This is a genomic window from Vibrio lamellibrachiae (assembly GCF_050337265.1).
GTDB classification, from domain to species: Bacteria; Pseudomonadota; Gammaproteobacteria; order Enterobacterales; family Vibrionaceae; genus Vibrio; species Vibrio kyushuensis.
This window is the reverse complement of record NZ_JAKJSU010000009.1, coordinates 283,720-310,146: the sequence shown is the minus strand read 5'-3', so window position 1 is coordinate 310,146 and position 26,427 is coordinate 283,720. Positions and strand designations below refer to the sequence as shown.

21 protein-coding genes and 1 riboswitch are annotated in these 26,427 nt (G+C 43.1%); of the genes, 14 read left to right on the top strand and 7 right to left on the bottom strand.

Annotated features, from left to right (window positions below):
• Positions 1 to 52 precede the first annotated feature (52 nt).
• On the top strand, positions 53 to 1,477 hold the full coding sequence (locus tag L4C54_RS16465) for a coniferyl aldehyde dehydrogenase (protein ID WP_428809021.1): 1,425 nt from the start codon (positions 53 to 55) through the stop codon (positions 1,475 to 1,477).
• Positions 1,478 to 1,579: 102 nt separating this feature from the next.
• A riboswitch (FMN riboswitch) is annotated at positions 1,580 to 1,734 on the top strand.
• Between the two features lie 111 nt (positions 1,735 to 1,845).
• Entirely contained in the window at positions 1,846 to 2,502 is a 657-nt protein-coding gene (gene ribB, locus L4C54_RS16460) for a 3,4-dihydroxy-2-butanone-4-phosphate synthase (protein ID WP_248009219.1), read from the top strand.
• 114 nt (positions 2,503 to 2,616) lie between these two features.
• Here ribB and L4C54_RS16455 read toward each other — a convergent pair whose 3' ends face one another.
• Positions 2,617 to 3,504 carry a LysR family transcriptional regulator gene (locus L4C54_RS16455; protein WP_428809020.1) on the bottom strand — a complete coding sequence of 296 codons (888 nt, stop codon included), beginning with the start codon at positions 3,502 to 3,504 and terminating at the stop codon, positions 2,617 to 2,619.
• A 195-nt stretch (positions 3,505 to 3,699) separates the two neighbouring features.
• Here L4C54_RS16455 and L4C54_RS16450 point away from each other — a divergent pair, with 195 nt between their 5' ends.
• Positions 3,700 to 4,443: an SDR family oxidoreductase gene (locus tag L4C54_RS16450; RefSeq protein ID WP_428809019.1), complete on the top strand. Its 744-nt coding sequence runs from the start codon at positions 3,700 to 3,702 to the stop codon at positions 4,441 to 4,443.
• Between the two features lie 164 nt (positions 4,444 to 4,607).
• Entirely contained in the window at positions 4,608 to 5,423 is an 816-nt protein-coding gene (locus L4C54_RS16445) for a PilZ domain-containing protein (protein ID WP_428809018.1), read from the top strand.
• 69 nt (positions 5,424 to 5,492) lie between these two features.
• On the opposite strand, the gene L4C54_RS16440 is transcribed toward L4C54_RS16445, so the two are convergent.
• Complete coding sequence (locus L4C54_RS16440) at positions 5,493 to 7,196, bottom strand: sensor domain-containing diguanylate cyclase (RefSeq protein WP_428809017.1); 1,704 nt, start codon at positions 7,194 to 7,196, stop codon at positions 5,493 to 5,495.
• A 203-nt stretch (positions 7,197 to 7,399) separates the two neighbouring features.
• Positions 7,400 to 9,355 (bottom strand): glycogen debranching protein GlgX, encoded by a 1,956-nt coding sequence (gene glgX / locus L4C54_RS16435; protein WP_428809016.1) that lies wholly within the window; start codon positions 9,353 to 9,355, stop codon positions 7,400 to 7,402.
• A gap of 424 nt (positions 9,356 to 9,779) precedes the next feature.
• Between glgX and lamB the strand changes: the two genes are divergently transcribed.
• The 8 genes from lamB (at position 9,780) to L4C54_RS16395 (ending at position 19,008) form a co-directional block, all read left to right on the top strand.
• A complete protein-coding gene (gene lamB / locus L4C54_RS16430) occupies positions 9,780 to 11,105 on the top strand; it encodes a maltoporin LamB (protein WP_428809015.1) in 1,326 nt (441 codons plus the stop codon).
• A gap of 112 nt (positions 11,106 to 11,217) precedes the next feature.
• Positions 11,218 to 12,138, top strand: a complete 921-nt coding sequence (locus L4C54_RS16425; protein WP_428809014.1) for a MalM family protein — start codon at positions 11,218 to 11,220, stop codon at positions 12,136 to 12,138.
• Positions 12,139 to 12,350: 212 nt separating this feature from the next.
• Positions 12,351 to 13,244 carry a LysR family transcriptional regulator gene (locus L4C54_RS16420; RefSeq protein ID WP_428809013.1) on the top strand — a complete coding sequence of 298 codons (894 nt, stop codon included), beginning with the start codon at positions 12,351 to 12,353 and terminating at the stop codon, positions 13,242 to 13,244.
• Positions 13,245 to 13,369: 125 nt separating this feature from the next.
• The gene (locus L4C54_RS16415) at positions 13,370 to 14,746 is read left to right on the top strand and encodes a DUF1254 domain-containing protein (protein WP_428809012.1); all 1,377 of its coding nucleotides are present in this window, start codon (positions 13,370 to 13,372) and stop codon (positions 14,744 to 14,746) included.
• 87 nt (positions 14,747 to 14,833) lie between these two features.
• Entirely contained in the window at positions 14,834 to 15,997 is a 1,164-nt protein-coding gene (locus L4C54_RS16410) for an OmpP1/FadL family transporter (protein ID WP_428809011.1), read from the top strand.
• 443 nt (positions 15,998 to 16,440) lie between these two features.
• Complete coding sequence (locus L4C54_RS16405; protein ID WP_428809010.1) at positions 16,441 to 17,472, top strand: porin; 1,032 nt, start codon at positions 16,441 to 16,443, stop codon at positions 17,470 to 17,472.
• 49 nt (positions 17,473 to 17,521) lie between these two features.
• Positions 17,522 to 18,037 (top strand): hypothetical protein, encoded by a 516-nt coding sequence (locus L4C54_RS16400; RefSeq protein ID WP_428809009.1) that lies wholly within the window; start codon positions 17,522 to 17,524, stop codon positions 18,035 to 18,037.
• Positions 18,038 to 18,117: 80 nt separating this feature from the next.
• Positions 18,118 to 19,008 carry a LysR family transcriptional regulator gene (locus tag L4C54_RS16395; protein ID WP_428809008.1) on the top strand — a complete coding sequence of 297 codons (891 nt, stop codon included), beginning with the start codon at positions 18,118 to 18,120 and terminating at the stop codon, positions 19,006 to 19,008.
• 96 nt (positions 19,009 to 19,104) lie between these two features.
• Here the strand turns inward: L4C54_RS16395 and L4C54_RS16390 are convergent, their stop codons facing one another.
• The 3 genes from L4C54_RS16390 to L4C54_RS16380 all read right to left on the bottom strand — a co-directional run bounded on the left by L4C54_RS16390 (position 19,105) and on the right by L4C54_RS16380 (position 22,489).
• On the bottom strand, positions 19,105 to 19,887 hold the full coding sequence (locus L4C54_RS16390; protein ID WP_428809007.1) for a hypothetical protein: 783 nt from the start codon (positions 19,885 to 19,887) through the stop codon (positions 19,105 to 19,107).
• A gap of 79 nt (positions 19,888 to 19,966) precedes the next feature.
• Positions 19,967 to 21,406 carry a DUF1254 domain-containing protein gene (locus L4C54_RS16385; RefSeq protein ID WP_428809006.1) on the bottom strand — a complete coding sequence of 480 codons (1,440 nt, stop codon included), beginning with the start codon at positions 21,404 to 21,406 and terminating at the stop codon, positions 19,967 to 19,969.
• Positions 21,407 to 21,601: 195 nt separating this feature from the next.
• The gene (locus L4C54_RS16380; protein WP_428809005.1) at positions 21,602 to 22,489 is read right to left on the bottom strand and encodes a helix-turn-helix transcriptional regulator; all 888 of its coding nucleotides are present in this window, start codon (positions 22,487 to 22,489) and stop codon (positions 21,602 to 21,604) included.
• Between the two features lie 161 nt (positions 22,490 to 22,650).
• Between L4C54_RS16380 and L4C54_RS16375 the strand changes: the two genes are divergently transcribed.
• Together L4C54_RS16375 and nagE are read left to right on the top strand one after the other, a co-directional pair.
• On the top strand, positions 22,651 to 22,857 hold the full coding sequence (locus tag L4C54_RS16375) for a hypothetical protein (protein WP_428803083.1): 207 nt from the start codon (positions 22,651 to 22,653) through the stop codon (positions 22,855 to 22,857).
• A 115-nt stretch (positions 22,858 to 22,972) separates the two neighbouring features.
• Positions 22,973 to 24,454: an N-acetylglucosamine-specific PTS transporter subunit IIBC gene (gene nagE, locus L4C54_RS16370; RefSeq protein ID WP_428809004.1), complete on the top strand. Its 1,482-nt coding sequence runs from the start codon at positions 22,973 to 22,975 to the stop codon at positions 24,452 to 24,454.
• An 82-nt stretch (positions 24,455 to 24,536) separates the two neighbouring features.
• Here nagE and L4C54_RS16365 read toward each other — a convergent pair whose 3' ends face one another.
• A complete protein-coding gene (locus tag L4C54_RS16365) occupies positions 24,537 to 26,312 on the bottom strand; it encodes a M28 family metallopeptidase (protein ID WP_428809003.1) in 1,776 nt (591 codons plus the stop codon).
• Positions 26,313 to 26,427 lie beyond the last annotated feature (115 nt).

Sequence of the window (26,427 nt, the reverse complement as noted above, 5' to 3'; positions counted from 1 at the left end):
CTGTACAATTAGATTATATAACGTTGATTAACGTTATTTTGAGGGTAAGTGCATGGAATTAGTTTGTGGTAATGAAGAGCAATTAGCATTTGATCAAGAGCTAGACGCCACTTTTGAGCAAGTTCAGCAGAAATATAATCAAACGCCTTACCCCAGTTATGATGAACGTGTTGAGTTACTTCTAAAGCTGAAAGCTGAGTTGATCGCCAATCAAACCGAGTTGGTTGATGCGCTTAATCAAGACTACGGTTATCGCTCAACGTTCGACAGCACCATTTGCGATCTTATGCCGACAGTAAATCATATTGATTACACGTTAAAAAAGCTTAAAAAGTGGATGAAGCCAGACACCCGTTCGGCAGGTTTACTCCTTGCTCCTTCTAAAGCGCAACTTCACTTTCAGCCTGTAGGCGTCGTGGGTGTGATGGTTCCATGGAACTTCCCAATCGTACTGAGCCTCGCACCAATAGTAACCGCTATTGCGGCAGGCAATCGCGTGATGGTGAAGCTGAGTGAAGCTACTCCCCATACCAATGAAGCATTGAATAGAGTATTTGCTAGTTTAAGCGAGCATATCTACCCGATTGAAGGGGGCGTATCTCTTTCTGCTCATTTTAGTACTTTGGCTTTTGATCATTTGGTTTTCACAGGCTCAACGGCTGTCGGGAGAAAGGTTGCACAAGCGGCGGCTAAAAACCTGACTCCTGTTACGTTAGAGCTAGGTGGAAAGTCACCAGTGATTGTTGGTCAAGACGCTGATTTGAAAAAAGCTATTGATGCGATGATGCTCGGAAAATCGATCAACAGCGGTCAGATCTGTGTCGCACCTGATTATGTTTTTGTCCCTAAAGATAAAGTCTCGGAATTTGGTGCGCTCTATTTAAAGCGGTTTGAATCTCTGTTCCCAGTTAAGAAAGGCCAGCGAAATCTCACCAGTATCATCAATCAAGCTCAATACACTCGCTTGCAACGTTATCTAGAGGATGCAAAAGAGAAAGGCGCTAAGGTTGAAACCATAGAGTGTGACAAGCTTATTAAGCATCAAATGTTACCTCATATTCTGACTGAACTGACGGACGATATGTTGGTGATGCAAGAAGAGATATTCGGCCCACTGCTGCCTATTATTGGTTACGATTCTATGGATGAGGTTATTCAGTTTATTAATCGACGTGAAAGGCCACTGGCTTTGTATCTGATGAGTGATGATAAGGAGCTTCAAGCGAATATCCTCGAAAATACCCACAGTGGTGGTATCTGCTTTAATGACACGTTACTGCATGTCGCGTTAGATGACGCTCCCTTTGGTGGAAGTGGTGAATCGGGAATGGGGCATTATCATGGCATTGAAGGGTTTAAATCTTTCTCCAATCAAAAAACGGTATTGATAACGCCAAGTTGGCTAACTCGTGGCCGAATGATGCTGAAATGGCGAAATATTGCGCAAAAGGTTATTGGTAAACTGTTTATTCGCTAGTTTTAGCGTATCGATTGTAGTTTTAGCAAAAATAACACGCTAACATAGCCAAGCTTGAGTTTATGGCTAAATAGCCTAGGCAAAAAAGCACATACATTTATTTTTTATTCTCAGGGCGGGGCGAAATTCCCCACCGGCGGTAAATCTTATTTCTTTTTATTGATAAGATCAGCCCGCGAGCGCTCGATACGTCGAGGTCAGCAGATCTGGTGCAAACCCAGAGCCGACGGTTAAAGTCCGGATGAGAGAGAATGAAAACACGTCAGTAGGCAGCACTAACTTGATTGGTGATGCCTGCTGACGCATTTCGTTTTGGATATTTTATCCCTCATACAGCCCTGATTCTGGTGATATTTAGGAGTTTAACCATGAATCAGTCTTCAGTTCTTGCCGAATTTGGCAACCCAATCACACGTGTTGAAAACGCTCTCGAGGCTTTAAGAAAAGGCCAAGGTGTCATCTTGCTTGATGACGAGGATCGTGAAAACGAAGGTGATATTATCTATTCAGTCGAGCACCTAACGAATGCTCAAATGGCACTGATGATCCGCGAATGCAGCGGCATTGTTTGTTTATGCCTAACTGACGCACAAGCGACTAAGCTTGAACTTCCACCTATGGTTGTAAACAACAACAGCGCGAACCAAACGGCATTTACCGTGTCGATTGAAGCCAAAGTTGGCGTGACAACAGGTGTATCTGCGCAAGATCGCGTAACAACGATTAAAACGGCTGCAAATCCAAACGCGAAGCCAGACGATTTAGCTCGCCCTGGCCACGTATTCCCACTCCGCGCTCGTGCAGGTGGCGTTTTGACTCGTCGTGGTCACACTGAAGGTACCGTTGACCTAATGCAGATGGCTGGTCTTCAGCCTGCAGGTGTACTGTGTGAAGTGCAAAACGAAGACGGGACTATGGCGAAAACGCCAGAGTTGGTTGAGTTTAGCCGTAAGCACAACATGCCAATCCTGACGATTGAAGATATGGTCATGTACCGTACTGAGCATGACCTAAAGCTCGCTTAATGTCATAATCGATTTAGTATCGGTGAATATGAACAATACGCCCTAGCTTAACGAAGAGTTGAGCTAGGGCGTTTTCTTTTCTGTTGATTTATCTTTAGGTATAGAGATAGGTGATTAATTAGAAAAACGCTCAACCATAAACTGTATGAACGCCTGCAAGCGTTTTGGTCGATATCTGTCTTGATGATACAAAATAGAAAAGTCGACACTGGGAATATGCCAATCTTCAAATACATCGACTAACTTCTCTTGCTCTAATTCAGCTAAACAGTAAAGCCTAGGCACCCGAATAATGCCGTTACCACTGACTGCACTCTGCATTAACACTCGTCCATTTTTACACTGTAAATGCCCTTTAACCGACACATCAGCCTCGTGGTTAGCTGAGTTGAAAAAGGTCCACTTTCGCACCGAACCCGTTAAACAGCGATGCTGACTAAGTGACTTAGGGCTATCGGGAGCACCATATTTTTTGAGATAGCTCGGGCTAGCAAAGGTGCCCATTTCAACATCGATTAGCTTACGTGCAATAAATCCCGCATCGTCAATCTTTCCCATACGAAAGGCAACATCAAAGTCGTCACTGATAAGATCAATACGGTGGCTACTGAAATCCAAATTGATGGTGACATCGGGATAGAGCTGCATAAATTCACTTGAATACTGCGCGACCATCTCCTCTCCTAAATAGCCGCCCACACAGTTCACTCTAATTTCACCTTGAATGACGTCAATGTCATCAGATACGCCAAGAAGTGCTTGGTCTATCTGTACTAAGGCTTGTTGACACTGCTGATAGAAACGCTCGCCAGCGCTCGTGAGCTTGAGCGTTCGGGTAGTACGTATAAGTAATGTCGCACCAATCTGTTTTTCTAGATTACTAACTTGTCGAGAGACATGTGAACGAGAGACATCGAGTGTTTCCGCCGCCTTGGTGAAATTGCCAAGCTGTGCAATCAATACAAAAGATCGAATGTCCGCCAAATTGATGTCATTAATCATGTTCTTTCCTTCGTCATTTCGAGCCTGCGCACTATTGTTGTCTTATTGTTGCTGTATGACAACAGTGTTTTAACTATAGGGCTATATATCAACAATGCTGTCTCACTTAATATGGCGTCACTGCTTAGGGAGAGTGCTTCGAACTCTTCTTAGATTTTTTAAAGAATGGCCTGTCCAAATAAATAGGAAAAAAAGATGAACACGAATACAACACAACAAACTAAAAATCTAATCGTTATTACTGGTGCAAGCTCAGGTATTGGTGCGGCCATCGCTCGTCATTTTAGCGACCAAGGCCACCCTCTTTTGTTGTTGGCACGTCGTGTAGAGCGTTTAGAAGCAATGAATCTTCCTAACACTCTATGTGAGCAAGTGGACGTGACAGACAAAGCGAGCTTTGAAGCAGCAATTGCTAAAGCAGAGCTTGAGTATGGCCCAGCAGATTGCCTAGTGAATAACGCGGGTACTATGTTGCTAGGACAAATTGATACTCAAGACGCATCTGAATGGAAAAGCATGTTTGACGTAAACGTTCTAGGGCTACTTAACGGCATGCAAACGGTTCTAGCACCTATGAAGGCTCGCAATAGCGGTACTATCATCAACATTAGCTCTATTGCCGGTAAAAAGACGTTTCCGGACCACGCAGCGTATTGTGGTACTAAGTTCGCGGTACACGCTATCTCTGAGAATGTTCGAGAAGAAGTAGCTTCATCGAATGTTCGTGTCACCACTATAGCTCCAGGAGCGGTGGAAACTGAATTGCTTTCACATACAACCTCAGAAGAGATTAAAGAAGGCTACGGCTCATGGAAAGAGTCCATGGGTGGTGTGTTAGCTGCAGATGATATTGCTCGTGCCGTTGTGTTTGCATATCAGCAGCCACAAGGTGTGTGTATTCGTGAGATTGCTTTAGCACCAACCAAGCAACAACCGTAGAAGATACGTAGAGATAAGGTGATGTTGGTTGGGTACTCCTGACCTCACCTTTTCTTCAACAATCATAGGTTTTAGGCTAAAGGCCTAACTCAAAAACTTGATGAAATTGTATTCATATCTTATACCTATTTAAGTGCTAGCTAGATAAAAAAATAGGCTTAGATATGACGACAAATGCTGAAGAAGCGGAAAAAAAATCAATCGATTTATCTGATGATAATCAAAAAGATGGTGCCCAAGGCAGCAACAGTGAGTCTAACGGTGATTCCAACGAAGGCGCAGCTAAAGTCAATGACGCTAGCAATATTGTCTACGGAGAGGACGCGTTTAGCCGTGTAAACCCGCTCAGTGATGTTGCTTTTGTTATCTCGACTCCAACGGGGAAAGCTTTAAAGTGCCGATCTAAATTTATAGGTATTCATCCTAATAATTTGTTGGTCCTTGAGAAACCAGGTGTGAGCCCACAAGAGTTTGCGGTGTTTTTTCAGCGAGGTTACGCAATAAAAGCGTGTGCTATTGCCCAAAAAGGAGAAGGAGCCCGAGTCTATTTTAAGAGTAAAATTGAATACGTTGTTGATGCTGGCCCTGAGTGTTTGGTGTTAATCACATTGCCAAAAGCAACGCAAATGGCAGCAGGGCTTCGTTCTGAAGCAAGATTGGAGATTGCATTGGAAGGGCTATTGGACCCTGATGGTCACAAGTATTTGTGTCAGATTCGTGATATTTCCAATACTGGATGCCAAGTAGTGACCGATAGAGATACGAACAATTATAAAGTGGGCAATGTTGTCGAGGTTAAGATTCTCGATACCGACTGCCCAGATAAGAGTGCGATTGTATCGGGTATCGTTAGAAATAAGAAGTTATCTAGCCATTATTGGACTTATGGTGTTCAATTTGATGAGACGAGTCAAGACGTTGCCAATGAGCTGTTAGATAAGCTGTCGTTTGATCACGCAAGGCATCAATTTTTACTTTAGATTATTTATTGAAGAAAGAAGGGCGTACTTAAGTGCGCCCTTTTTTTCAATTGACAATTTATCAGAAGATTAAGATTGAAAAGTATTTAAAACGACTTGGTTACGCCCTAGCCCTTTTGCCTGATAGAGTGCTTTATCTGCTCTTCCTATTGATGAATGTTGGCTTTCATTTACTGAAGTTATGCCAATGCTTATTGTGTACTTAATTGTTTTCTGTTCGCACTCTAAAGACGTTTGCTCTACTCGATGTCTTAGCATTTCACACAAATCATAAGCATGGTTTTCATCGTTGGCCTTAAATAGAATTCCGAACTCTTCACCACCAAAGCGGGCCAAGCTGGTAGCCTTTGGTTTAGGGAAGCAAGCTTGCATCAATTTGGCAGTATGTATGATGATATTGTCGCCAGCCAAATGGCTGTATTCATCATTAATTGAGCGAAAATGGTCTATATCGACTAATGCTAAATAGACGTGTTCTTGCCCTAATTGATCATCTAATTGATTACGAATCGTTAGCTTATTATCCAAGTTCGTCATGACATCTTTACTCTGCATCTTTTGATTCAGCAGCAGGTTATTCAGTGCCACTTCCGCCGAGTTCCTAATCATTTGCAATAAGCTACGATGTGTGGGGAAGAACATCGGCATGTAAATAATGGCAATCAATCCTTGGGTATTAAACAGTGGAATCGTGTAATGGCGCGCATTGATATGCAGCTTTTTAGCTAGATCATCTCCATTACGCTTACCAAAATAGTAAATTTCATTTGAGTTATATAGTGTTCTGAATTTTTTATCACTATGAATGACCTTCTCATTACCATGAAAATCAATCGTTGATAACTGACCTGTATCTTGCTCATATAAACAAAACTGAACGCCTTGATGGTGACAGAATCGGTCGAGTATGGAGCGTAACTGGTGCTTATAATCCGCAATGGTCTCTTTAGTATTAAGCTTAGACAATGAGTTACTAAGTTGATAAATCAGATAATTAGTAGCAGCGATGATGAGCAGTAATGAGGCAATAACGACTGCAGCTAAGTTAAATTGGTAAGAGCTAGAAAGAATATCAGCTCGGTTAGTGCCAGAGACAAAAACTAAGTTTAAAAAGTTATCTGCATCATAAACAGACACTTTGTGCTGATTTTTATAGTAGTACTCAAAAGTTCCATAATTACTTCCCTGTTTAACTAGCTCTCGGATTCCACTTTGATAGCTGATTGACTCATCACCTATTCTCTGAGGGTTAGGGTGAAAGACCAGCTTACCGGTCAGTCTGTCCACTACAAATAGATAGCCATCATTGAGTGTTCTCATACCTTTAAGCAGGTTTGAACCATGTAAAAGATCAAATTCAACCCATAAGGCTTCGCGCTCATTTGGCTGATAACGCGTGGCGAAAACCCATCGGCCGTTAGTGGTTTTGTATATTGGGGAAATTGAAAAGTCAGAAGAAAGCCCCGTTATTGATCGCCACTCTAAATGGCTCAATGTGTCCACATCAGGCTCTGCACGACGAATTGATGTGTATTGATGAGCGTGTGAATCGACCAGCAAAATATCTGAATAGAGTAACGTGCTGCTAAGTATGTTTGTTGCTAAAGTTTCAAACGAGCTATTGCTACGCGCATCATGAAGCAGGTACAACTTACTCGCTGCAGCTTCAATATGCGAAGCAACCAGTAATGAGGCGGTGTGTATGTTTGCTTTTGATTGAATATATGCTTTTTCTTCAGAAGACTTAAGTTGTTGAAAGGCTAGGTATATCATCCCTATTATCAATAGGAATATGCACGGCCTAAGCGTGCGTATTAGTAGTTTTGGTAAAGCCATTTATTGAGCCAATTGATTTAATAATTATATTTTTATGGCGTCATACTAAATGGGATTAGTGAGCATATCAACGAATATTAATCCATACCCAATAATGATAAATGAGCGATATATATACTATATCGCTCACAGTTTTATGATTATTTTTTAAAATGAAAGATTGCTATAGAAGTCGGAGCGATAAGCACTTGCTTTTCATCGATCGTTTTATGCAGTTCGTGGGAGTCTGTATTGCACACCATCTTCCACTGCTGGCCATGATCCGTAGGAAGACTAAACCTAGCAGGTGCGTTTGTTTGGTTGATGCAATAGATCATCTCATCACCAGATTTACCAATACCAAGGTGCAGTGCAACGGAGCTTAGAGTATTCCAATCATCATGCTCCATATTAGTGCCATTAACGCGACGCCAGAATATACGGTTATCATTACGGCTATCACCACTAAACGCGTGAAGAAATGGCACCATGTAGGTATGTCTTGCCTGAATCATATCGGCAAGCCATTCTTGGAATGCCGCTTGATGCTTGTCTTGCTCCCAATTTAGCCAACTCAGTTCGTTATCTTGGCAGTAAGCGTTGTTATTGCCTTGTTGAGAGTGAGAAAGAACATCTGCCGTCAAAATGTGTGGCATGCCAAAAGCAAATAGCAAACTAGCCATAAAGTTACGCTTCTGCTTTTCACGCAGCTCTATGATTGTTCTATTTTCAGATGGCCCTTCTACCCCGTAGTTGTCAGAGCGATTATCACCATGACCATCTCGATTTTGCTCACCGTTTGCTTCGTTGTGCTTATGCTTATAAGAGACCAAATCTTGCATCGTGAAGCCATCATGGTAAGTGATGTAGTTGACGGTGAGGTTAAATGGCCAATTTGATGCACTATATAGATCGCGCGACCCCATAATGCGTGTGGCAAACTCTTTTAAATAGCCCTTATCACCGCGCCAGAAGCTGCGTGTGATGTCTCTTAGGCGATCATTACATTCATTCCAACCTAGTGGGAAATTACCCACCTGATAGCCGTTAGGGCCAATATCCCAAGGTTCAGCAATAAGCTTTACTTGCTTCAATACCGGATCTTGAGCAACCGCTTTGAAGAAAGCTGATTGATTATTGAAATGGTCGCCTTCACGGCCAAGCGTGGCGGCTAAATCAAATCTAAACCCGTCGATATGATATTCACTGACCCAGTAGCGCAGGGTGTCCATTACAAGGTTAAGCGAAGCTTGATGACTAATGTCGACGGTATTACCGCACCCGGTGTAGTTGGCGAAGTGCTGCCCATGTTTAAGGTAGTAACCAGAATCTAAAGGCTTCAAGTTAAAGACAGGGCCGTCTTCTCCTGATTCTGCAGTGTGATTGTAAACCACGTCGAGAATGACCTCGATGCCTTGCTTGTGCAGCTCACGAACGGTGGTTTTTAGTTCGGTTACGGCGTCACTGTTTGCGTATCTAGGATCAGGAGCCATAAACAAATAAGGGTTGTAGCCCCAGTAATTGACTTTGTCCATATTCAGCAAGTGAGGCTCATGCATACATGCAGCGATAGGTAATAGTTGGATGGTATTGATGCGTTGCTTTTGATAAAAATCGAGCATCTCATCGCTGACCAGGCCCAAATACTTACCTTGCTGGTTCTCTGGAACCTTTGGATTGAGTTTGGACACCCCTTTCACATGCGTTTCGAATATAACGGTCTCTTCTCTCGAGATTCGAGGAGGCAGTGTCTCTTGCCAATCAAATTGATCGCAGGTTACAACGCTCTTTGGCAGTTCGAAACTCGTTTTTGAAGTGAAAGGAGGTTGGTAGTAGAGCGGACCATCTATCGCTTTCGCGTACGGATCAGAAAGCAGGTGAGGCTCTTCATCGATTTCGATAAGAAACCCATATTTTTGCCCAACTTGAATGTCTTCAATAAAAATATGCTTAACACCTGCATAGTCGTTACTGATTTGATGAATCTGTTGATTGTTTGCCGCATCAAAAAGGACCAAAGCAATGCTTTTTTGGTCTGGTGCATAAATAGAAAAGTTGCATCCATGCTGGCTTAATGTCGCCCCTAAAGGGTATGGCTGTGAACTTATGCCTATCATTATTCTATATTTTTTGCTTTTTATTTAGGAGCTCTTAGTAAAAGACTTTGAGTAACAATGGTCAAGCTCCTTATCAATAAATTTTAGATGTAATTTTATTTCAGTTTTTTTGCGATTCGGTTAAAAAACTTGAGCTTGATATCATTTTGATCTGTGAAAACGGATGCTATTTAGTCGTACTCCCCCTTAGTTGTGTGATCCAACTCTATTAAACAGCGTATTTTTCAGTTTCTCCTCCTTTCTCATCCCCCTTAAATAAGTCAAAGGTGGAGGACGCAGCACTACTCCTCCCTAGGTAATCTAGCCACAGTCGAAACAAAAGGGATTCAATCCCAGCTTATCTTTTTCTTAATTAGGTCCATTTCTGCCTTTATGGGTTTAGTTAAAGAGATAAGAAAAATAAAAACCCTAAATGGAGTTAATAATGAAAAAAGTAAGTTTAATTGCTGCTGCAGTGGCTACGTCTCTAAGTGCTGGTGCGTTTGCAGCGGCTGTCGATTTCCACGGTTACGCTCGTGGTGGTGTTGGTCTTAGTGGGGAAGGCGAACATGTAACATACGAAAAGAACAAAGTAGGTCGCTTAGGTAATGAAAGTGACTTGTATTCAGAAATCGGCCTGAACGCTGAGCTGTACAACAACGATGATGTGACTTTTAAACTTGAGTCATTGGTTGCTTACGGCCAATCTGGTAACAATAACTGGGAAGGCGACGCGAGCGCACTTCGTGTTATGAACGTTCAAGCACAAGGTCTTTTTAGTGATAAAGAAGCCGTACTTTGGGCTGGTCAACGTTACTACCAACGTAAAGACATCCATATTACTGACTTCTACTTCCTAGACACATCTGGTGGAGCTGGTGGTGGTATCGAAAACCTATCTGTTGGTGGCGGTAAGCTATCTCTAGCTGTAATGCATGATGATGGTACTCAGAAAGTAGATGATGGTTATGCCAGTTCACTTACTGAGTCTGGAGCAGCTGCATGGAGTGCTTGTAATGGTGATAAAACTTGTGAGTTAGCTATCGAAGGTGATGCAAACAACTACGAAACGACAGCTCAAACTAAAGATGAAACCGTTTCTGGTTACACATTTGACATGCGTTACGCTGGTATTGACCTTTGGGAAGACGCTAACCTTGAGCTTGCTCTAGCGTATGATTTCGCTTCAGAAGCAGAAGGGCAAACTGTTGCTGCAGATAATGGTGTACTTCTTACTGCGGTTATTGGTCAAGGTCTAGATAACGGCTTTAATCAAACAGTATTACAGTACGGTACAGCGGCTTATGGTCATCAAATGGCAACATATGGTGGTGGCGGCTGGTATAACCGTGCTGATGATAACAATGACGCAGATGGCTTCCGTATCATTAACTGGGGTGTTGTTGGTTTCGGCGAATCTTGGGAAGTGGGTCACACCGTAATGTATGCACAAGCGTCTGATACTGTAGATGGTGATATCACTGCATACAATGCGGTAGTTCGCCCAGTTTACAAGTGGGATGACCACATGAAGACTGTATTTGAGGCGGGTTACTTTGCTGACGAAACTAAGAAAGGCGGAACAACAACAGACGCTTCTGGCTCTAAGCTAACGATTGCTCAGGCTTGGTCTGCTGGTTCTAATTTCTGGGCGCGTCCTGAAATTCGCGTATACGGTTCGTACTTCATGGACCATGAGAGTGACAGCTTTGCTAACAAAACAGATGACAACGAATTCAGTGTTGGTATCCAAATGGAAGCTTGGTGGTAAACATTCGTTGTCCACAATTGAATAGTTCATATTTAAATAGTCCATATTTAAGTAAGTGATAAATCAAGCCGGCTTTGTGTCGGCTTTCATCGTTGAGAGAAGTGAGGTTCATATGAAACGATTGGTTCTAGGTTGCGCGATCAGCATGGCATTATTAGGCTGTGCGACGACAGAAACCGTTGTCTTTGACGCCGAGAACATTGAGCAAGTAGCGCAGAGCTACGCTCAGATACATTGGGCGGAAGTTGAGCCGACTAAGCGTATAAATTTCTCAATTGATGAATTAAATCAAAAATTTGAATTGTCAGAGGGAAAAAGTTACATCGCAGCCTTTGATATTGATACTCAAGGAAAAGAGCTTGAGTTAGAGATAATCAGCCATTTTAAGAAAACCGTTTTCTACCCAAATGCAGTACTGCTGAATGAACACAATCAAATCATTAAGACGTTTGAAACCGATGACTTTGAATATAAGCACGCTTATGGAATGGATGGCGATCGTTTAGTATCTAAAGTGACTATCCAGCCCGTTGGAAAACAACGTGTTAAATTGCTCGTGTATACCACGCCTGAGTTAATTGAAGGGGAATCAGAGGTCTTACACCCGGTTAAGCTTGATGCAATTGCTCGTGGGAACTACCCGCCGGACGTACCAAATCCAATGATTCCACACTCGCCATTCGGTGAACTGAGTATTGTTGCGAAGGTGGATGACGCACTTGTATTGGATGAACCTATTACGGTAGCGAGTTCCGATACCGCGCAGCAAAAGTTCAAAACTGATCTTGCAGAGCAACAACAGCAAGTTGCCGTAGATAAAAAAGCGGCAATAGCCACTGTCTCATTGAGTGACTCAAACAGTGATATAGCGACTCTAAGTTCCGCTCAGCAGCAATTTTACCTAACCAGCATTGAAAGCGCAGTCAGTGTTGGCATGCTAGATAAAGCACTCGCTCTACTTGATGAAGCGAAAGCCTTGAACGTAGAAGGCGCTCAAGAAGCCTTTATAAAAGCCGTCAACGCTAGCAAGTAGCGATTTATACATCCAATATCAAAACTGCATTAGGCCCTCAATTAAGAGGGTCTAATTAATTGTCCGCTCGATCACTTCCCCTAACTGTATTCGTTTCTGCAATGAACGCTAGAGCTATCACCACTACGAGCTTACTTGTTAATAGCCTATTCATCTTGAATGTCTTACCCTAAAGGGATAGAACTTACGGCTTAACGGGCTCAATAATTTAGATGAACAAAGACTTTAACTTACTCCAACTTTTACTCGTTCTAAGTGAAGAGAAGCAGACGATATCTGCTGCGAGACGTCTGCACGTTAGCCAACCAACAATCAGCGTGATGCTTAGAAAGCTGCGTGAGCAGTTTAATGATCCACTGTTTGTGAGGGACAAAAATCAGCTTGAACCGACCGCTCGGTGCAAACAGTTACTGGAACAACTCCCAAGTGTGCTTGATAGTTTAGAAGCACTCTATATTGACGAGAAGTCATGGGATATTAGCCAGCTACGAGGAGAGGTTTCATTGATTTTCTCACCGCCTCTTATGCCAACTATTGCTACTCAACTGGTTCTAAAGCTGACTCAGTTAGCACCCAATGTCACCGTGGAGTGCTACCACTGGGGTTTTGATGCGCTGCGAGATTTAGAATTGAAGAGCCAATGTTGGGGCTTTAGTTACCTACCGATGGAAACCAATAAAAACCTCACTCAGATGGACATTGGGAATGACGAATTTGTGGTCGTAGCAAGGCACGACTTGCCGCTTGCTTCATTTAGCCTAACGGATTTATTGCAGTTTCCATTGTGTATCAACTTGATTCATGGAGAAACAGAAGCGTCACGTAGTGAGAAGTTGATTAAGAAACTCAACTTATCAAAACACATCAATGTTAGGACCAGTGATATTAATGTCATGTTGAACTTGGTTGAACATGGTAACTATATTGGGGTCGTCTCTAAGCATGCTGTCGCTAATCTTCCTGCGCATTTTCAATCTCTGGCGCTGCCTGAAGAGCTCACCAAAGAAGCGCAATTTAGGCCGGTATCACTGTTCACTCATCAACGTAACCGAATGGACCCTTTGACGCATTGGCTCTATCAAGAATCTAAAATTATCATCAGCTAAAATACGGCGTTGTGGTCACCTCTATTAAAATAAGTAATAGAGGATATCCAATCTATTCGATTTGAGCGGATAAACGCCTCTGATAGCCTGATCCAGTAAGTTCAATTACTGGATTAAGGTCTACCATGAAAAAATCATTTCTTGCCATCGCATTAGTCTCCGCTTTTAGTACCACATCGTATGCAGCAACCGAAGTTTCTGCCGAGGAAGAGTTAGCCTATAACCTAGGTATTCAAGCGTTTATCTATGGTACAGGGCCATTAACGGTCGCAGCAGTACGTCAGACATCAACATCGGTTGAAGCGCCAATGGATAACGCGATGGCACCACTGAATGAGATGGGGAAGACACGTGTTCTAGCAGGGCCTGAAGACCGTATCGTGCCAACCGTTAATAACGACACATTATATTCTCAAGCTCACTATGACCTTGATCTTTCAGGTCCGATGGTCATCGAGATCCCAAAAACCGATGATCGATACTACATCGTACAGTTATTGGATGCGTACTCTGATTCGATAGAAGATCTTCATCGAAATAACGTGGGGGATAAGGGCGCAAAGGTTCTTCTAATGAATCAAGATTGGAAAGGAGAGATCCCTGAAGGTATTGATGCGATAGTTGAGTCTCGAACGCCTTATGTATGGCTGATTCATCGTACCGGTGTTGCTGGCGATCAAGATCTTGATGCGGCGTTACAAGTCCACGATCGTTTTATTAGCTATCCGTTAAATGAACTGGGACAAGATCATGGGCCACTTAAATTGGCTAAATCAACCTCGAAGATCCCACCAATGGCCCGCCCATCAGGTCTTGAATGGTTCGCATTGATCGACCGAGAGTTACGTAAGAGCCCGATAGCCGAAGATGCAGCGATTGTCGATCAATTTGAATACATTGGAATTGGTGGTGAGCAACCTTTCAATCCAGACAATCTATCAGCCGATCAAAAGAATGGCTTAATGCGTGCACTCGCGTCATCTCAAAAAATAATTCAATACGCTGGCCGAAATGTAGGCGCAACAAACAATGGCTGGTCGATGATGTTTGAAGGTGGTCGCTACGGTAACGACTACTTAAGCCGCGCAAGTATTAACCTGCGAGCTGCCGGGTTAAACGTACCGGAACGCGCTCTGTATCCTAATCGCTATACCGATTCAAAGGGTGAGCAACTATCGGGCAAACATCAATACAGAATGACTATGCCTGCGAATACACCAGCAGAAGAGTTCTGGTCACTCACCATGTATGACGCAAAAGACTTGTACATGGTTGAGAATGATATCAATCGTTATTCGATCTCTACCAATCGTCAGGATGAGCTCCGATACGCAGAAGATGGCACGTTGCCTATCTGTATTCAGCATGACCGCCCAGCGGATGTGTCTTGTAACTGGCTTCCTGCCCCTAAAGATGACTTCTACCTACACGTTCGTTTATACGAGCCAACACAAGAAGTATTGGATAACCAATATCCAATGCCCCAAGTCGAGAAGCTGTAGCTCTTTTCTACCTTCTAGCGCTTCTTATTGAAGCGCTTTTCTATTTTACGTTACTTGCCGATGTAGATGTATTGGCACAGGACTTTTATGAAAAAACAATCCCTTTCTCTTACAGCGATCACATTGGCTGTTATCTCGTCATACAGTCACTCAGCGGCCACCCTTGTTTCTGAAATGAGCCACTTACATGTGAGTACCGCAGGCGCAGGGACTGCCGCCATTGCTGAAAGTGCCTCAACTGCTTACAGCAACCCTGCGGCTATGGCTTACTTAGAAAGTCGCTCATTATCAATTAACTTAGCGATGATGGATCTAACTGTTCGCTACGACGATAATCGATCTGATGCTTTGAGTAGCGCTAATGCAGGTGGGTTACAACCCTATGGCTCTCTTTATTATGTAGAGCCCGTCAATGACTCAATAGCGTTAGGTGTGGCGCTTACCTCAACAGGGGGAAGTGCGTTAGATTATGGCAGTCAATATGCGGGTTCATTGGCGCTTAATGACCTTCAGTTAACCGTAATGCAGCTCAACCCTTCATTGTCTTATGAACTCTCGGATAAAATGAATATCGGTGTGGGTGTACAAATTGATCACGCTACATTTGAACAAACCGCTTTGGCTAATCAAGCGACTTTGAACTCTGACTCGGTTGCGTTTGGTTATAATTTGGGTATGACTTATCAATTAAATGATGAACACCGCTTAGGCATGACATTTCGTTCAAAGATGGAGCATCAACTGCAAGGCGATCTTCAACTAGGCAGTCATTCGAGTGAAGCGGAAGTCACCTTGGTCAATGCGGCAAGACTTGAGATATCGGGTCTTCACCAATTAAATGATCCAACCAGCTTAGTTTGGAGTGTTGGTCAAGAGTATTGGAGCCAGAACAAAGAAACCTTGATTGATATTGGCCAAACAGCCGTGAGCAAGAATCGATCTTTTGACGATGTTTGGTTTGCCTCTTTGGGTGCACGTTATGAGGTTTCAAAGGAACTTCGATTGGAAGCAGGCGTGGGCTATGTGAGCTCACCTTTGGATGAGCCAACTCTACAGTCACCCGATCTTCCTGTTGCAGAGCAGAAAAAGTATAGCCTTGGCGTAACTTATCAATGGAGTGATGCTACAACTCTTAATGCTTATTACAGCTATGTCGATTATGGTTCTCCTGAGATTGATTCTGGTTTAATGAATGGTGCATTCAACAATTCGAATCAGTTCTTTGGTATTGAGATAGGGTATAGATTTTAATAATGCTCCCCCTCATTTCTGTGTTGAGAGTGAGGGGTATTACGTCACCATAACTCTTCGTTTATGAAGGCTTTACCTCCACCCTTCAACTTACATATTGAAACATTATTCTTAAATGTCCGATCTCATAGTGAATATCGACAAACAGTAGATCCCTTATTGACCATATTAAAAGTAAGGACTCCATTAAAACAGTAACTTAAATGATATTTCTTTGGCTGAAAAATTGGCTTAAAGATATATCACTGCCAATTCTTAGTAGAAACAACTCCCTTGGTTGCAATATCTGCAACTTAACATTGCCCCTTAGCTTGTTCTATTTGCCACTCAGCGCTCTAAAATTTGCCACTCAAAATAGTGACAACTCGTTTTCTCATAGACAGATAAGCAAAGTGAGTTGTTGCTTTGTATTCCAATAATTATTTTTATTTAGGAAGTTCTTTATGAAAAAGCACATTGCTGCATTGGCCGTTCCTGCACTGTTAGTTACCTCTAACGCAATGGCAATTGAGTTGTATAACGATAGTACCAATAGTTTTTCAGTCGGAGGGCGCTTGAATATTGCGTTTGAAAACAAAAAAACAGACGAGCGAAATACGACTGCGGAAGACATGGCTTCACGAATTAACTTTGTGTTTGGTCGTGATATGGGTAATGACTGGAGTGCAACGTCTGTACTCGAATATGGAATGGCAACGCCGCAAAGTGATAACTTCAATAGTTTCTATAACCGCTTAGGCTATGTACAGATTGGTCATGAAGATTACGGACGCTTCTCATTTGGTAAGCAGTGGGGAACCTACTTTGACGTAGCAGGTGTTACAGATGTTCTTTGGGTATACGGTTCTACGGCGAATGGTACTCGTGAGAACGGCGGTGTAGCGGGTACGGGACGAGCTAACGATGCACTTATCTACCGCAATAACTTTGGTAACGTGAATGTATCAGCTCAATACCAAGTGACTGATCAAAGTAATGGCCGTGACCGAGGGTATGCGGCAGCTATAGGTTATAACTTGGGTGATTTTACACTTGGTACCGTCTACAACGTGATGGAGCGTACTGATGCTGAGAAAGCGGATATAGGCGCTGGCGATGCACAGATGTGGAACACGTCGGTTCGTTATATGACGAGCAACATCTACTCAGCGGTAAGTTATGGCATCTATAAGGATCACATATCGATAGGTTCTTTGTATGGTAATGGGGAGCAAACGCTTGTTGCTGAAAAGGCTCACGGATTAGAAGCACTTTACATGTACACGCTAGATTCTGGCATTCAACTTTACACTGCAATGAACTCACTCAATGACGATAACAGTGACGCTCGCTGGCAATACTACAGCCTAGGCACCATGTACAACTGGAATGAAGTTCTGTTTTACGGTGAGTTGAAATTTGAAGACAGCAAAGATGAATTTGGTATTGATCGCAACGATAACATGGGTGCTATCGGTGTACGTTACCACTTCTAATTAATGCCTTAGTTAGCGTACTAATTAAAGATTTAATAAGGAAAATTAAATGCTTAATACAGCAGCACTATCCAACATTATGCAAAACACCCGAATTGTAGGTTATTTTTTAACGGCAATTCGTTGTTACTATGGTTACTCTTGGGCAAAAGCGGGCTGGGGGAAAGTGACCAGTGACTTTGATGTCGTCGGATTTTTTAACTTTTTTGTTCTACAAGATCACTCGAACGTTGTATTTCAAGCGCAACGTGGTGAGTGGGGGGCGACGATTTGGCAGTGGTTCGTTGAATCTGTTTTTATTCCTTTGGCACCAGTATTGAACGTGTTTATCCCTTGGGCCGAACTTATTTTAGGTGTCATTCTGATATTAGGTTTGTTCCGAGTATGGGCTTGTGTCTTTGCCATCTTCTTAAATCTAACGTTTATTATGTCAGGCATTGTCTGGCCTGGAGTGCATTTCGTATTCTTCCAAACACTCATTGCCGCTTCTCGCAACAAACATGAAATATGCGTAGATAATGCGTTGGTAGCGAGAAAGACTCTGAGTCAAAGCACACAGAATTAGGTTATAGATCAACTACCCATTCTTAATACTCGGCTAGAGTGAGCGCTTTAATATTCCATCAATACGCGTAAGGAGTAGTGGTGAATAGCAGTGATTTAGAAGCGTTCGTTCTGGTTGTGGAAAAAGAAGGATATACCCTAGCAGCGAAGTCCTTGGGTATATCCTCATCGACCTTGAGTCGCAGAATAAGCTCACTTGAAAAGCAGCTACAATCTAAATTGCTGATCCGAGACTCACACCGAGTGAATATGACCGCAGCTGGCAAAGTTCTATACTCCTCTGCACAGAATATTATTAGTGAAGTCAAATACCTGCAGTACACGCTTGATCAAAATAATGATTCACTCGCGGGTAAGCTAACGGTCCTGTCTTCCCTTGGAATGGCTAAAATTTCCAGCTCAACGATTGCGGCAATGGCCAAGCAAGATCATCAGCTTGAGGTTGAATGGGTCTTGAGTGAAGGTCGTCAGCATGAGATGGCGCGGATCAATTTTGATGTCATGCTTCATATCGACTATCCGCAAGATACTAGCCTAGTCGGTAAACTGGTTGGGCAACTTGAGCTCGATTACTATGCGACTCCTGAATACCTGACTAAAAATGGAAAAGTCGCTGAGCCTACTGATCTGAGCAGATTTAATCTGATTTATTCGTCAGTGAATAATCACTTACCAAAAGTTTGGACGATTCAGCATAACCAACAATCTTTTCAAGTTGATATTGCCCCTCGTTTTGTCACAGGTAACCCAGAGGTGTCGTTAGAGTTTGTATTGCAGCACCTTGGTATCGCCCGTTTGCCGAAGTTTTTAGCCAAAGAATATGAGGCGAAAGGAATTATATCCAAAGCGTTCATCCAGCCTCAGAAATTTAGTTTTCCTATCTATGCTATCTATCCTTGTCGCAAGTTTTTACCAAAGCGAACGCAATTGTTTATCGACTCTATAACTGATGTCTTAAGTAAGATGGATTAGATAAGCACGGCTTAGATGTTTTCAGGGACAAGCTACATAGAATTTAGGCGTCCTTGCCATGGTTATTATGGACTTTCAACGTATATAAAGTGGACGCTACAGTTGGTAGTTGAATTCGATACGGTGGTCGCCATCCGAGAAATCTGTGTGTTCGCTCCAGTTTGCAAAGTATCGAACATTGAATCGTGGTGTGAATTGGTAAGAAATCGCAAATTCATGAGTGAGGACACTGTCATGGTTTTCAAAGCCATGTTGCTTGTAAGTGTCTGAGCCCGATAAAGTGGTTAGCCACATAGGGTTGTAGTTCAACCACAGCTTGTCTGATAGATTCAGCTTTGCGTAGGTACCCACCACACCATATGTTCCTGGAATTGAATAGCCGCTTATCACATCACCATCATCACCGACAACGTTATTGCCAAAAGCGACACCTGCACCTGCTAATGGGAATAGGTTTATAGGACCGAGTGCTGGTAAAGCTTGGATAACACTGTATGAAGCCATACCAGATTCACTATTGAGGTCATATTTAGCATCAATTTGTCGAGCACGACCTGTTTTAATGTTCGCGTTAAAGTTACGAAGCCTAATGGAGTCAACGCTATTACTTAAGCGCTCTTCATTGTCATGCCAACCAAAGACCTCGCCACCTGCACCTTTTATTTCCAGTACGTTCATACCCGCGGTATTTTCGATACCCGTGTCGTAAGATTTTCCAAGTTTAAGGTTTAAGCCTTTGTCTGTGATCCCACCGCCCACTTGAGTGTATATCGCGAGTGGGTCTGACATGTCTTGTACTTCGCTCTCTTCAGCCATTGCCGGTAACGAGAGACCAGCAGTTATCATGATTGAGAAGTAGATTGCTTTATGTTTGTTCATTGAGAACCCTTATAAATTGAAAAGTGGCGGAGGCGGTACCGCCACTTTATTGTTGAGCTATTGTTGTGTTTACTATGATTTATTCGTGTGTTTGGGTAATACCCGGAACTGTCCATTCCATGTTGAGAACTTCCCCTGTTGGAATGTATAAGCGAGTTAGGACGTAAAATTGCCCATTTGGCGTAGGGAGCCAGTTGCTTTCATCGACCTTATCTTTTGGAGCCTGATGAGATAAATGCAGTTGGAATGAACCATCTGATGCTTTGTAAAGATCAGATAGGTTACTGATGTTGTAGCGAGCGATAGGGTTGTCGACGAGCATTTTTGTTTTTGCGTCATAGATAGTGACTGACCAAAAAGCGCCTACAGGTGGCTCTTTATCAAAGCTCATTGTGTAGTTATTCTTCCCCATTAACGGTTGACCGTTCACATCCATCGCAGCCATTGGGTAAATCGCTTCTTTTGGACCTTGTCCGCCTAAATAAGGGTGAGCAATCAGCGATCGCATCGCGTTATCATCACCAAATGCATCCAGTGCAAAGGTGTATACCCAACCGTCTTTCATTTCTAAGTTCGCAGGGTTTGCTTGTTGCGCCATCACGATTTGTTTGGCGTTACCGATAGAGCGCACTAATTCTGACTTTGCCGCTGCGTTCAGTACCGATGGGTCGAACCCTTCTTCTGTTAGTCCAATTTTTTTAAACTGACCTACCATTGCTTTTTGTCGCTCATTAAGAGGGTTCTGTTTTAGGTATTCACCAAGCTCAACAAAAAATCGGAGTGGATCGCTTGCCTTACCAGGGCGTGGTGATAACTCTTGAGGCTTATCCTTTATCGATTCACCGGATTGGTACTCATTGAGTGGAGTCAATGTGTACTGATCTTGTACAGCATGAGCGGCTGAATAATCTTGTTCATCAAATACTTGAGTGCGACCCCAAAGCCATACTTTGGAAGTGGGAGCTTCAATAATGGTGAGCTCTCGTGGAAGTTCTTCTGTTGGTTTCCAGCCTCGCTGAACGATTAGAAATTGCTTGGCTAGACTGCCCGTTTCTCGAGTGCCCACGTATTGAAATAGGTTGTGCCACATATCAAACATATTAATAACGAAGTAACGATCAGTGACCTCTGGCGTCTCTAAAACGATAGGACCTTGGCTAAGGTCTAAAACGGCACTTGAATACAAAGTATCGCGATTTGCGGTGGGCATATCGGTATCTTGAGGTGTACTTAAGCGCCTAGCATGTCCAAAAGTATTCAGTGGCGCACGATAACTGGTGTCCGCTTGTGGGGAAGAGACATCGGTATATTGTCGGCTAATCTGTTCCATTCGAACGAGCGTTGAGCCCCACAGGTAGGCACTTACAGCTAAATTGTGGGTTTCATTCACTAGTGCCTGCTCAACAGGGCTTAGTTGAGGGGCGGGAGATGCTGCCGCCGAGATAGATGGAAGCGAAAGGCCTGCTCCTAGAGCAATCACCAATGAAAGAGTTAAAGGTTTGAATCGAGTTTTAAACATAGGGCTTCTCCTCAGTTGCGGTCACTATACTGAAAAGACGAAAAACTATGTTCTATACCCTCTATTAAGATTATTAATAGAGGTTTGTTGAGAGGAATGGATTATTGGGATGGTAATTTATTTTATGACAGGCGGATTGAATTTAGCACGAGCTCGGTGAAGAGCTAGTCAATACTCGTGGAAGTGGTTATCTATTTAAACCTCTGCGCTTTGACCAAACTCTTTGCGGTATTGTCTGGGCGTGACGTGTTTGTAACGCTTGAATAAGCGGTTGAAGTTAGCTTGATTGTGATACCCCACTTTTTCAGCGATTAAGTGGATTGGTAGGTCGCTGTGGGTGAGTAACTCCGCTGCATGGTTCAAACGTACTTTCTTTAGATGCTGGCTAAAACTTTCATGAAAGTGCGCTTCAAATATTCTGTGAATGGAGCTTTCACTTGTGCATAGGGATTTAGCCAAATCAGCCAGTGTTATGGGCTCGTGGTAATTCTTTTCTATTAAAAAGCTCAGCTTTTCAATCTTGGCTCGATCGTATTTGTTATTGGTTGGCTCCCGTTCATCGGAGTGTTGTCTTTTGAAAGAGAGTAGTGTTGTGGCACTCTTGTCTTCCGCCACGATACCCAAAATCAATATAAGCGTTGATAAGCACTCGATGTGGCTATCGACTTTAAGCTTAATGAGTAACTGATAAATACGTTCTCCAGACTCTTTCGAAAGACAAATTCCTTTTTGAGCGCGCTTAAGTACAGCGTCGAGTTTTCTAAGCTCAAGGCAGTTAAATATCATGTTGGCTATCCACTCTCGTTTGAACCAAACACTATGACGTTCTGGAAGTGTCTCTTCTGAGAGGGAACGACATTCAAAAGAGTGTGGCGTATCTGGCGAGATTAGCCACAAAGTATTGTGCTCTAATTCACCTTGATAATGGCCAGCAAAGCCATTGCCTTGTATATGTCGATGCAGTACTAGCTCAAATTCCTGATGATAGTGCCAGTCACAAACACCTGAGCAATTTTTCGTTCTTAAGTAGCGCCATGAAACCCCAGGTCGTTGGGGGATTTTTTCAAACTTCGCTTTTTCCATATCGATACTCAATTAGAAAGTACTGTAATTTGACTTAATAGTACTTATATTTTGGCTGAATCCTATTCATTGATGAAATAGTACTGAAAGTTGACGATTGAGGATTAGATGATGGTCACAAAAATTCTACTCTAGCATCATCAAGACAGAGAGGGTTTCACATGAAAAAGCTACTAGAGACAATGTCAGAATGTATCACTAGCACTCGAATGGATTGGATTGCATTAATGGTTAAAGGGTATGGAATGGACTACCCAAATATGTGGAAGCTATTAGGCTACCCATCACAGCAACATTATCAATTTGAACTTACCGAGAGTGAAGCCAGCCTCCCTACCGCATTAACAAAGAATCAGCCTTTAAGTTAGGTTTTTCTCATAAAGGTATTGAGAGTCTGCTCTTTTAATCGTTCCCCCTATCTGGCGTCGTTAACTAGTCACTAGCGTCGCTGGATTTTTCAATCTTAATCATTAGGTGTTTATTATGTTTACGTATATTCAACGCTTGGGTAAAGCGTTAATGCTGCCCATTGCCACTCTTCCTGTTGCTGCGATGCTGCTCCGATTCGGTCAGCCCGACTTATTAGATATTGCGTTTATAGCAAAAGCGGGGGGGAGTATCTTTGATAATCTTGCTCTTATTTTTGCCGTTGGTATTGCAATTGGTTTATCAAAAGACAACTCAGGAGCGGCGGCGCTTTCTGGCATCGTCGGTTACTTTATATTGACTGAAGCAACAGTGGCGATTAACCCAGATATTAAGCTAGGGTTCTTTGCTGGTATTATCTCGGGCATCATTTCTGGTCATGCCTATAACCGTTTTTACCAAGTCACTCTGCCAGATTTCTTAGCATTCTTTGCTGGTAAACGATTAACGCCGATTATGTCCGGTCTATTCTGTCTGGTTGCTGCCTTTGTGTGTGGCGAGGTATGGCCGACTATTCAATCGGGTATTGATGCGTTCAGTTACTGGATTTCAGAAAGCGGCCCTGTAGGACACTTTATCTATGGCATCATGAACCGTGGTCTTATCCCTTTAGGTCTCCACTATTTCTTACACTCGGTTTTTTGGTTCAGTCTTGATGAGTGTGTGAGAGTGAGTTATGAAGTGGCTTCGTCGTTGCAGTTTGTTTGTCTAAACCCTGACGTAGTTGCACCTCTGTCTATTGGTCAAGCCCTTCCTACTGTGGGTGGCTCTGTGATTACAGAAATTTCACAGAATGTAGCTCGTGGTGATTTGAACCGATTCTTCTCTGGCGATCCAAATGCTGGAGTTTACATGGCGTGGGCATATCCGATTATGATGGGTGGTCTTCCTGGTGCCGCATTGGCTTTCTATGTTGCAACTGAAAAAGCAAAGCGTCCTCTTATTATAGGCATGCTGAGTTCATTGGCTCTGACGTCATTCTTAACGGGTATTACCGAGCCGCTAGAGTTCAGTTTCTTATTCATTGCTCCTGTATTATACGTTGTACATGCGGTGATGAGTGGCATCGCAATGATTGTGACTAACTCTCTGGGAATCTTGCACGGCTTTGGCTTCTCTGCAGGCTTCATCGATTTCGTACTTAACTGGGGTCTTGCAACCAATGCGTGGATGTTACTACCGCTCATTGCAGTATTCTTTGTCGCCTACTTCGTTATTTTCCTGACCATGATTAAGGTGTTCAAACTACCAATCCCAGAAGCAGAAGAGAGTGACACGGTTGAAAATGAAGGTTCTGCCGATGAAGTGGATGCAAACGCCTATGTTGCAGCCTTAGGTGGAAAAGATAATATCAAAAGTGTTGATGCCTGTATTACTCGCCTTCGTTTGCAAGTTGAAGACAGCACTGCCTTGAATGAAGAAAAGCTAAAAGAATTAGGCTCGAAAGGGGTAATAAAAATCGGTAAGTCTGGTGCTCAAGTGGTTCTAGGACCAAAAGCTGAAGTTGTTGCGACAAGCTTAAAAGCACATCTATTTTAAAGCCTCTTTTTAAGAAATTTATAGTGTAAATTACGTTTGGTATTGGCCTCTTTTAGGGATAAAAGAGGCCTTTATTTTGAGATTAATCTCGGTCTTGGTCAAAGTCCCCATGGAAATGGTCGTGATCAGACACACTGTCTGCGGCTTTGAGTTTGGTTCCCACGCGGAGCTTCTCAGTGGTATCAACACTGAATGCTTGCATCATTGGTTGCGGTTCTTCTGCTGGGAATAGTGGCTCACTGAAAGCGTAGTAAGTCGTCACATACGCGAGAGCCTGTGTATTTACGAACAATGCCTTGTGGCTGACATTATTAAGATCATCACACGCTTGGTGATAACAGATATCGTAAGCTACATCTATTTCACCGCCAAACTGGTCGACTTCCTCGGCTGATTTAACCTTTTCCGCACCCGTAAACAGTCCGCCAAAGGCAATACCCCAATCGGCGAAGCCTGCATAGTCAGAGCGTTTTGACAGTGCTTGTGGAACAGTCGCTTCAGATTGTCCATTGAAGAACTGATTAAAGATAGATTCGATATCTGAGGTGCCAAATGGAGGTTCGAAACTTCCAGTGTAGGCATTGTCAGGGCTATCTTTTGTATCAGACAAGTCACCATCCATTACGCCAAATACATAGTTTGGTGATCCGATCATATCGAAGTTGAGGTAAAGCTTGATGTTATTACTTTGCAGATAACGCTGCTCGATGAGGTCATAATGCTCTGCGGTTAATAGACTAGGGTCGTCAATACCAAGCTCTAACATCACGTCTGTTTGGGCTTGACCATAGAGCGCTGAAAACAGGTCGTTAGTATAGTATTCAGACCCTACCAGCCCTGCCTCTTCAGCAGCCCACCATGCAAAGCGGACTTTGTTTTTAACTGGGGCACGAAGATTAGCAAGGGTGACCGCGTATTCTAATAATCCTGCGGTGCCTGAACCGTTATCGTTAATACCAGGGCCTTCAGGCACGGAATCTAGATGGGCACCAAGCATGACGACTTGCTCTTCATTTCCGCCTTGTGTTTCTGCCAATATATTTTGAGTTAGAACTACTTCGTCATGAACATTGATGTTGAAACTCGCAGTAACTGGTGTGCTTTGACTGGTTTGATACCACTGTTCGCCTAAGTCGAATCTTGCTCCAAAAGCGGGAATAGTTGCTTGGCTATCGCTGCCGAGAGTCCCGTTCACAACGCTCTTACGCCCTTCATCGTTACCTTGGTTAAAGACAATAACGCCTTTTGCTCCGGCATTTTGTGCATTGATGACTTTAGAATTAAAGGTACAGCCACCACGTTGAATGACCGCGACTTTTCCTGTAACGACTTTGCCGTCAAAATCAGAGGCTTCACAGCCATCGGTACTGTCATAATCAGCGGCTTCAAATCGAAAATCGGGAGTGATGAAAGCGAGTTCACCAGAAAGGGGGCCATTTGAGTTACCAGAATAAGACATTGCTGCGAAATCAGGAACGATACCATCCGTAGCGTTACGTACACCGATTAGGTCGGAACCATCGACATTAAGTGTCGTACCTGCCAGTTCTTCCCACGCGCGGAAATCAAACTCTTGAGTGGTAACGATGTAGCCATGGTCTTGCATGGTTTCAACGATATAGTCGAGAGACTCCTTATATCCTTGTGTGCCAGCAGCGCGTGTAACGGATGCACCATCTGATGTGGCAGAAGCTCGACCTTCGAGCTCTTCAAGGTGTTCAACGACGTCGTCACTTTCTATTTTACTACTGACGTATTTTGCTGCTTTTACTGGGTCATCCCAGTAGCAACCGCTAAGTAACGTTGAACTGACCACGGTGGCGAGAATCGTTTTTATTGTTGTTGTGCTTACTTGCATTTGTGACTCCTTGTATTAATAAGCCAATACATAGTTGCCCAAACGTTACGTTAATAGAATGTTACAATTTAATGACGCTTGAGAATAGGAATCGATTTCAAAAAATATTGTTCTG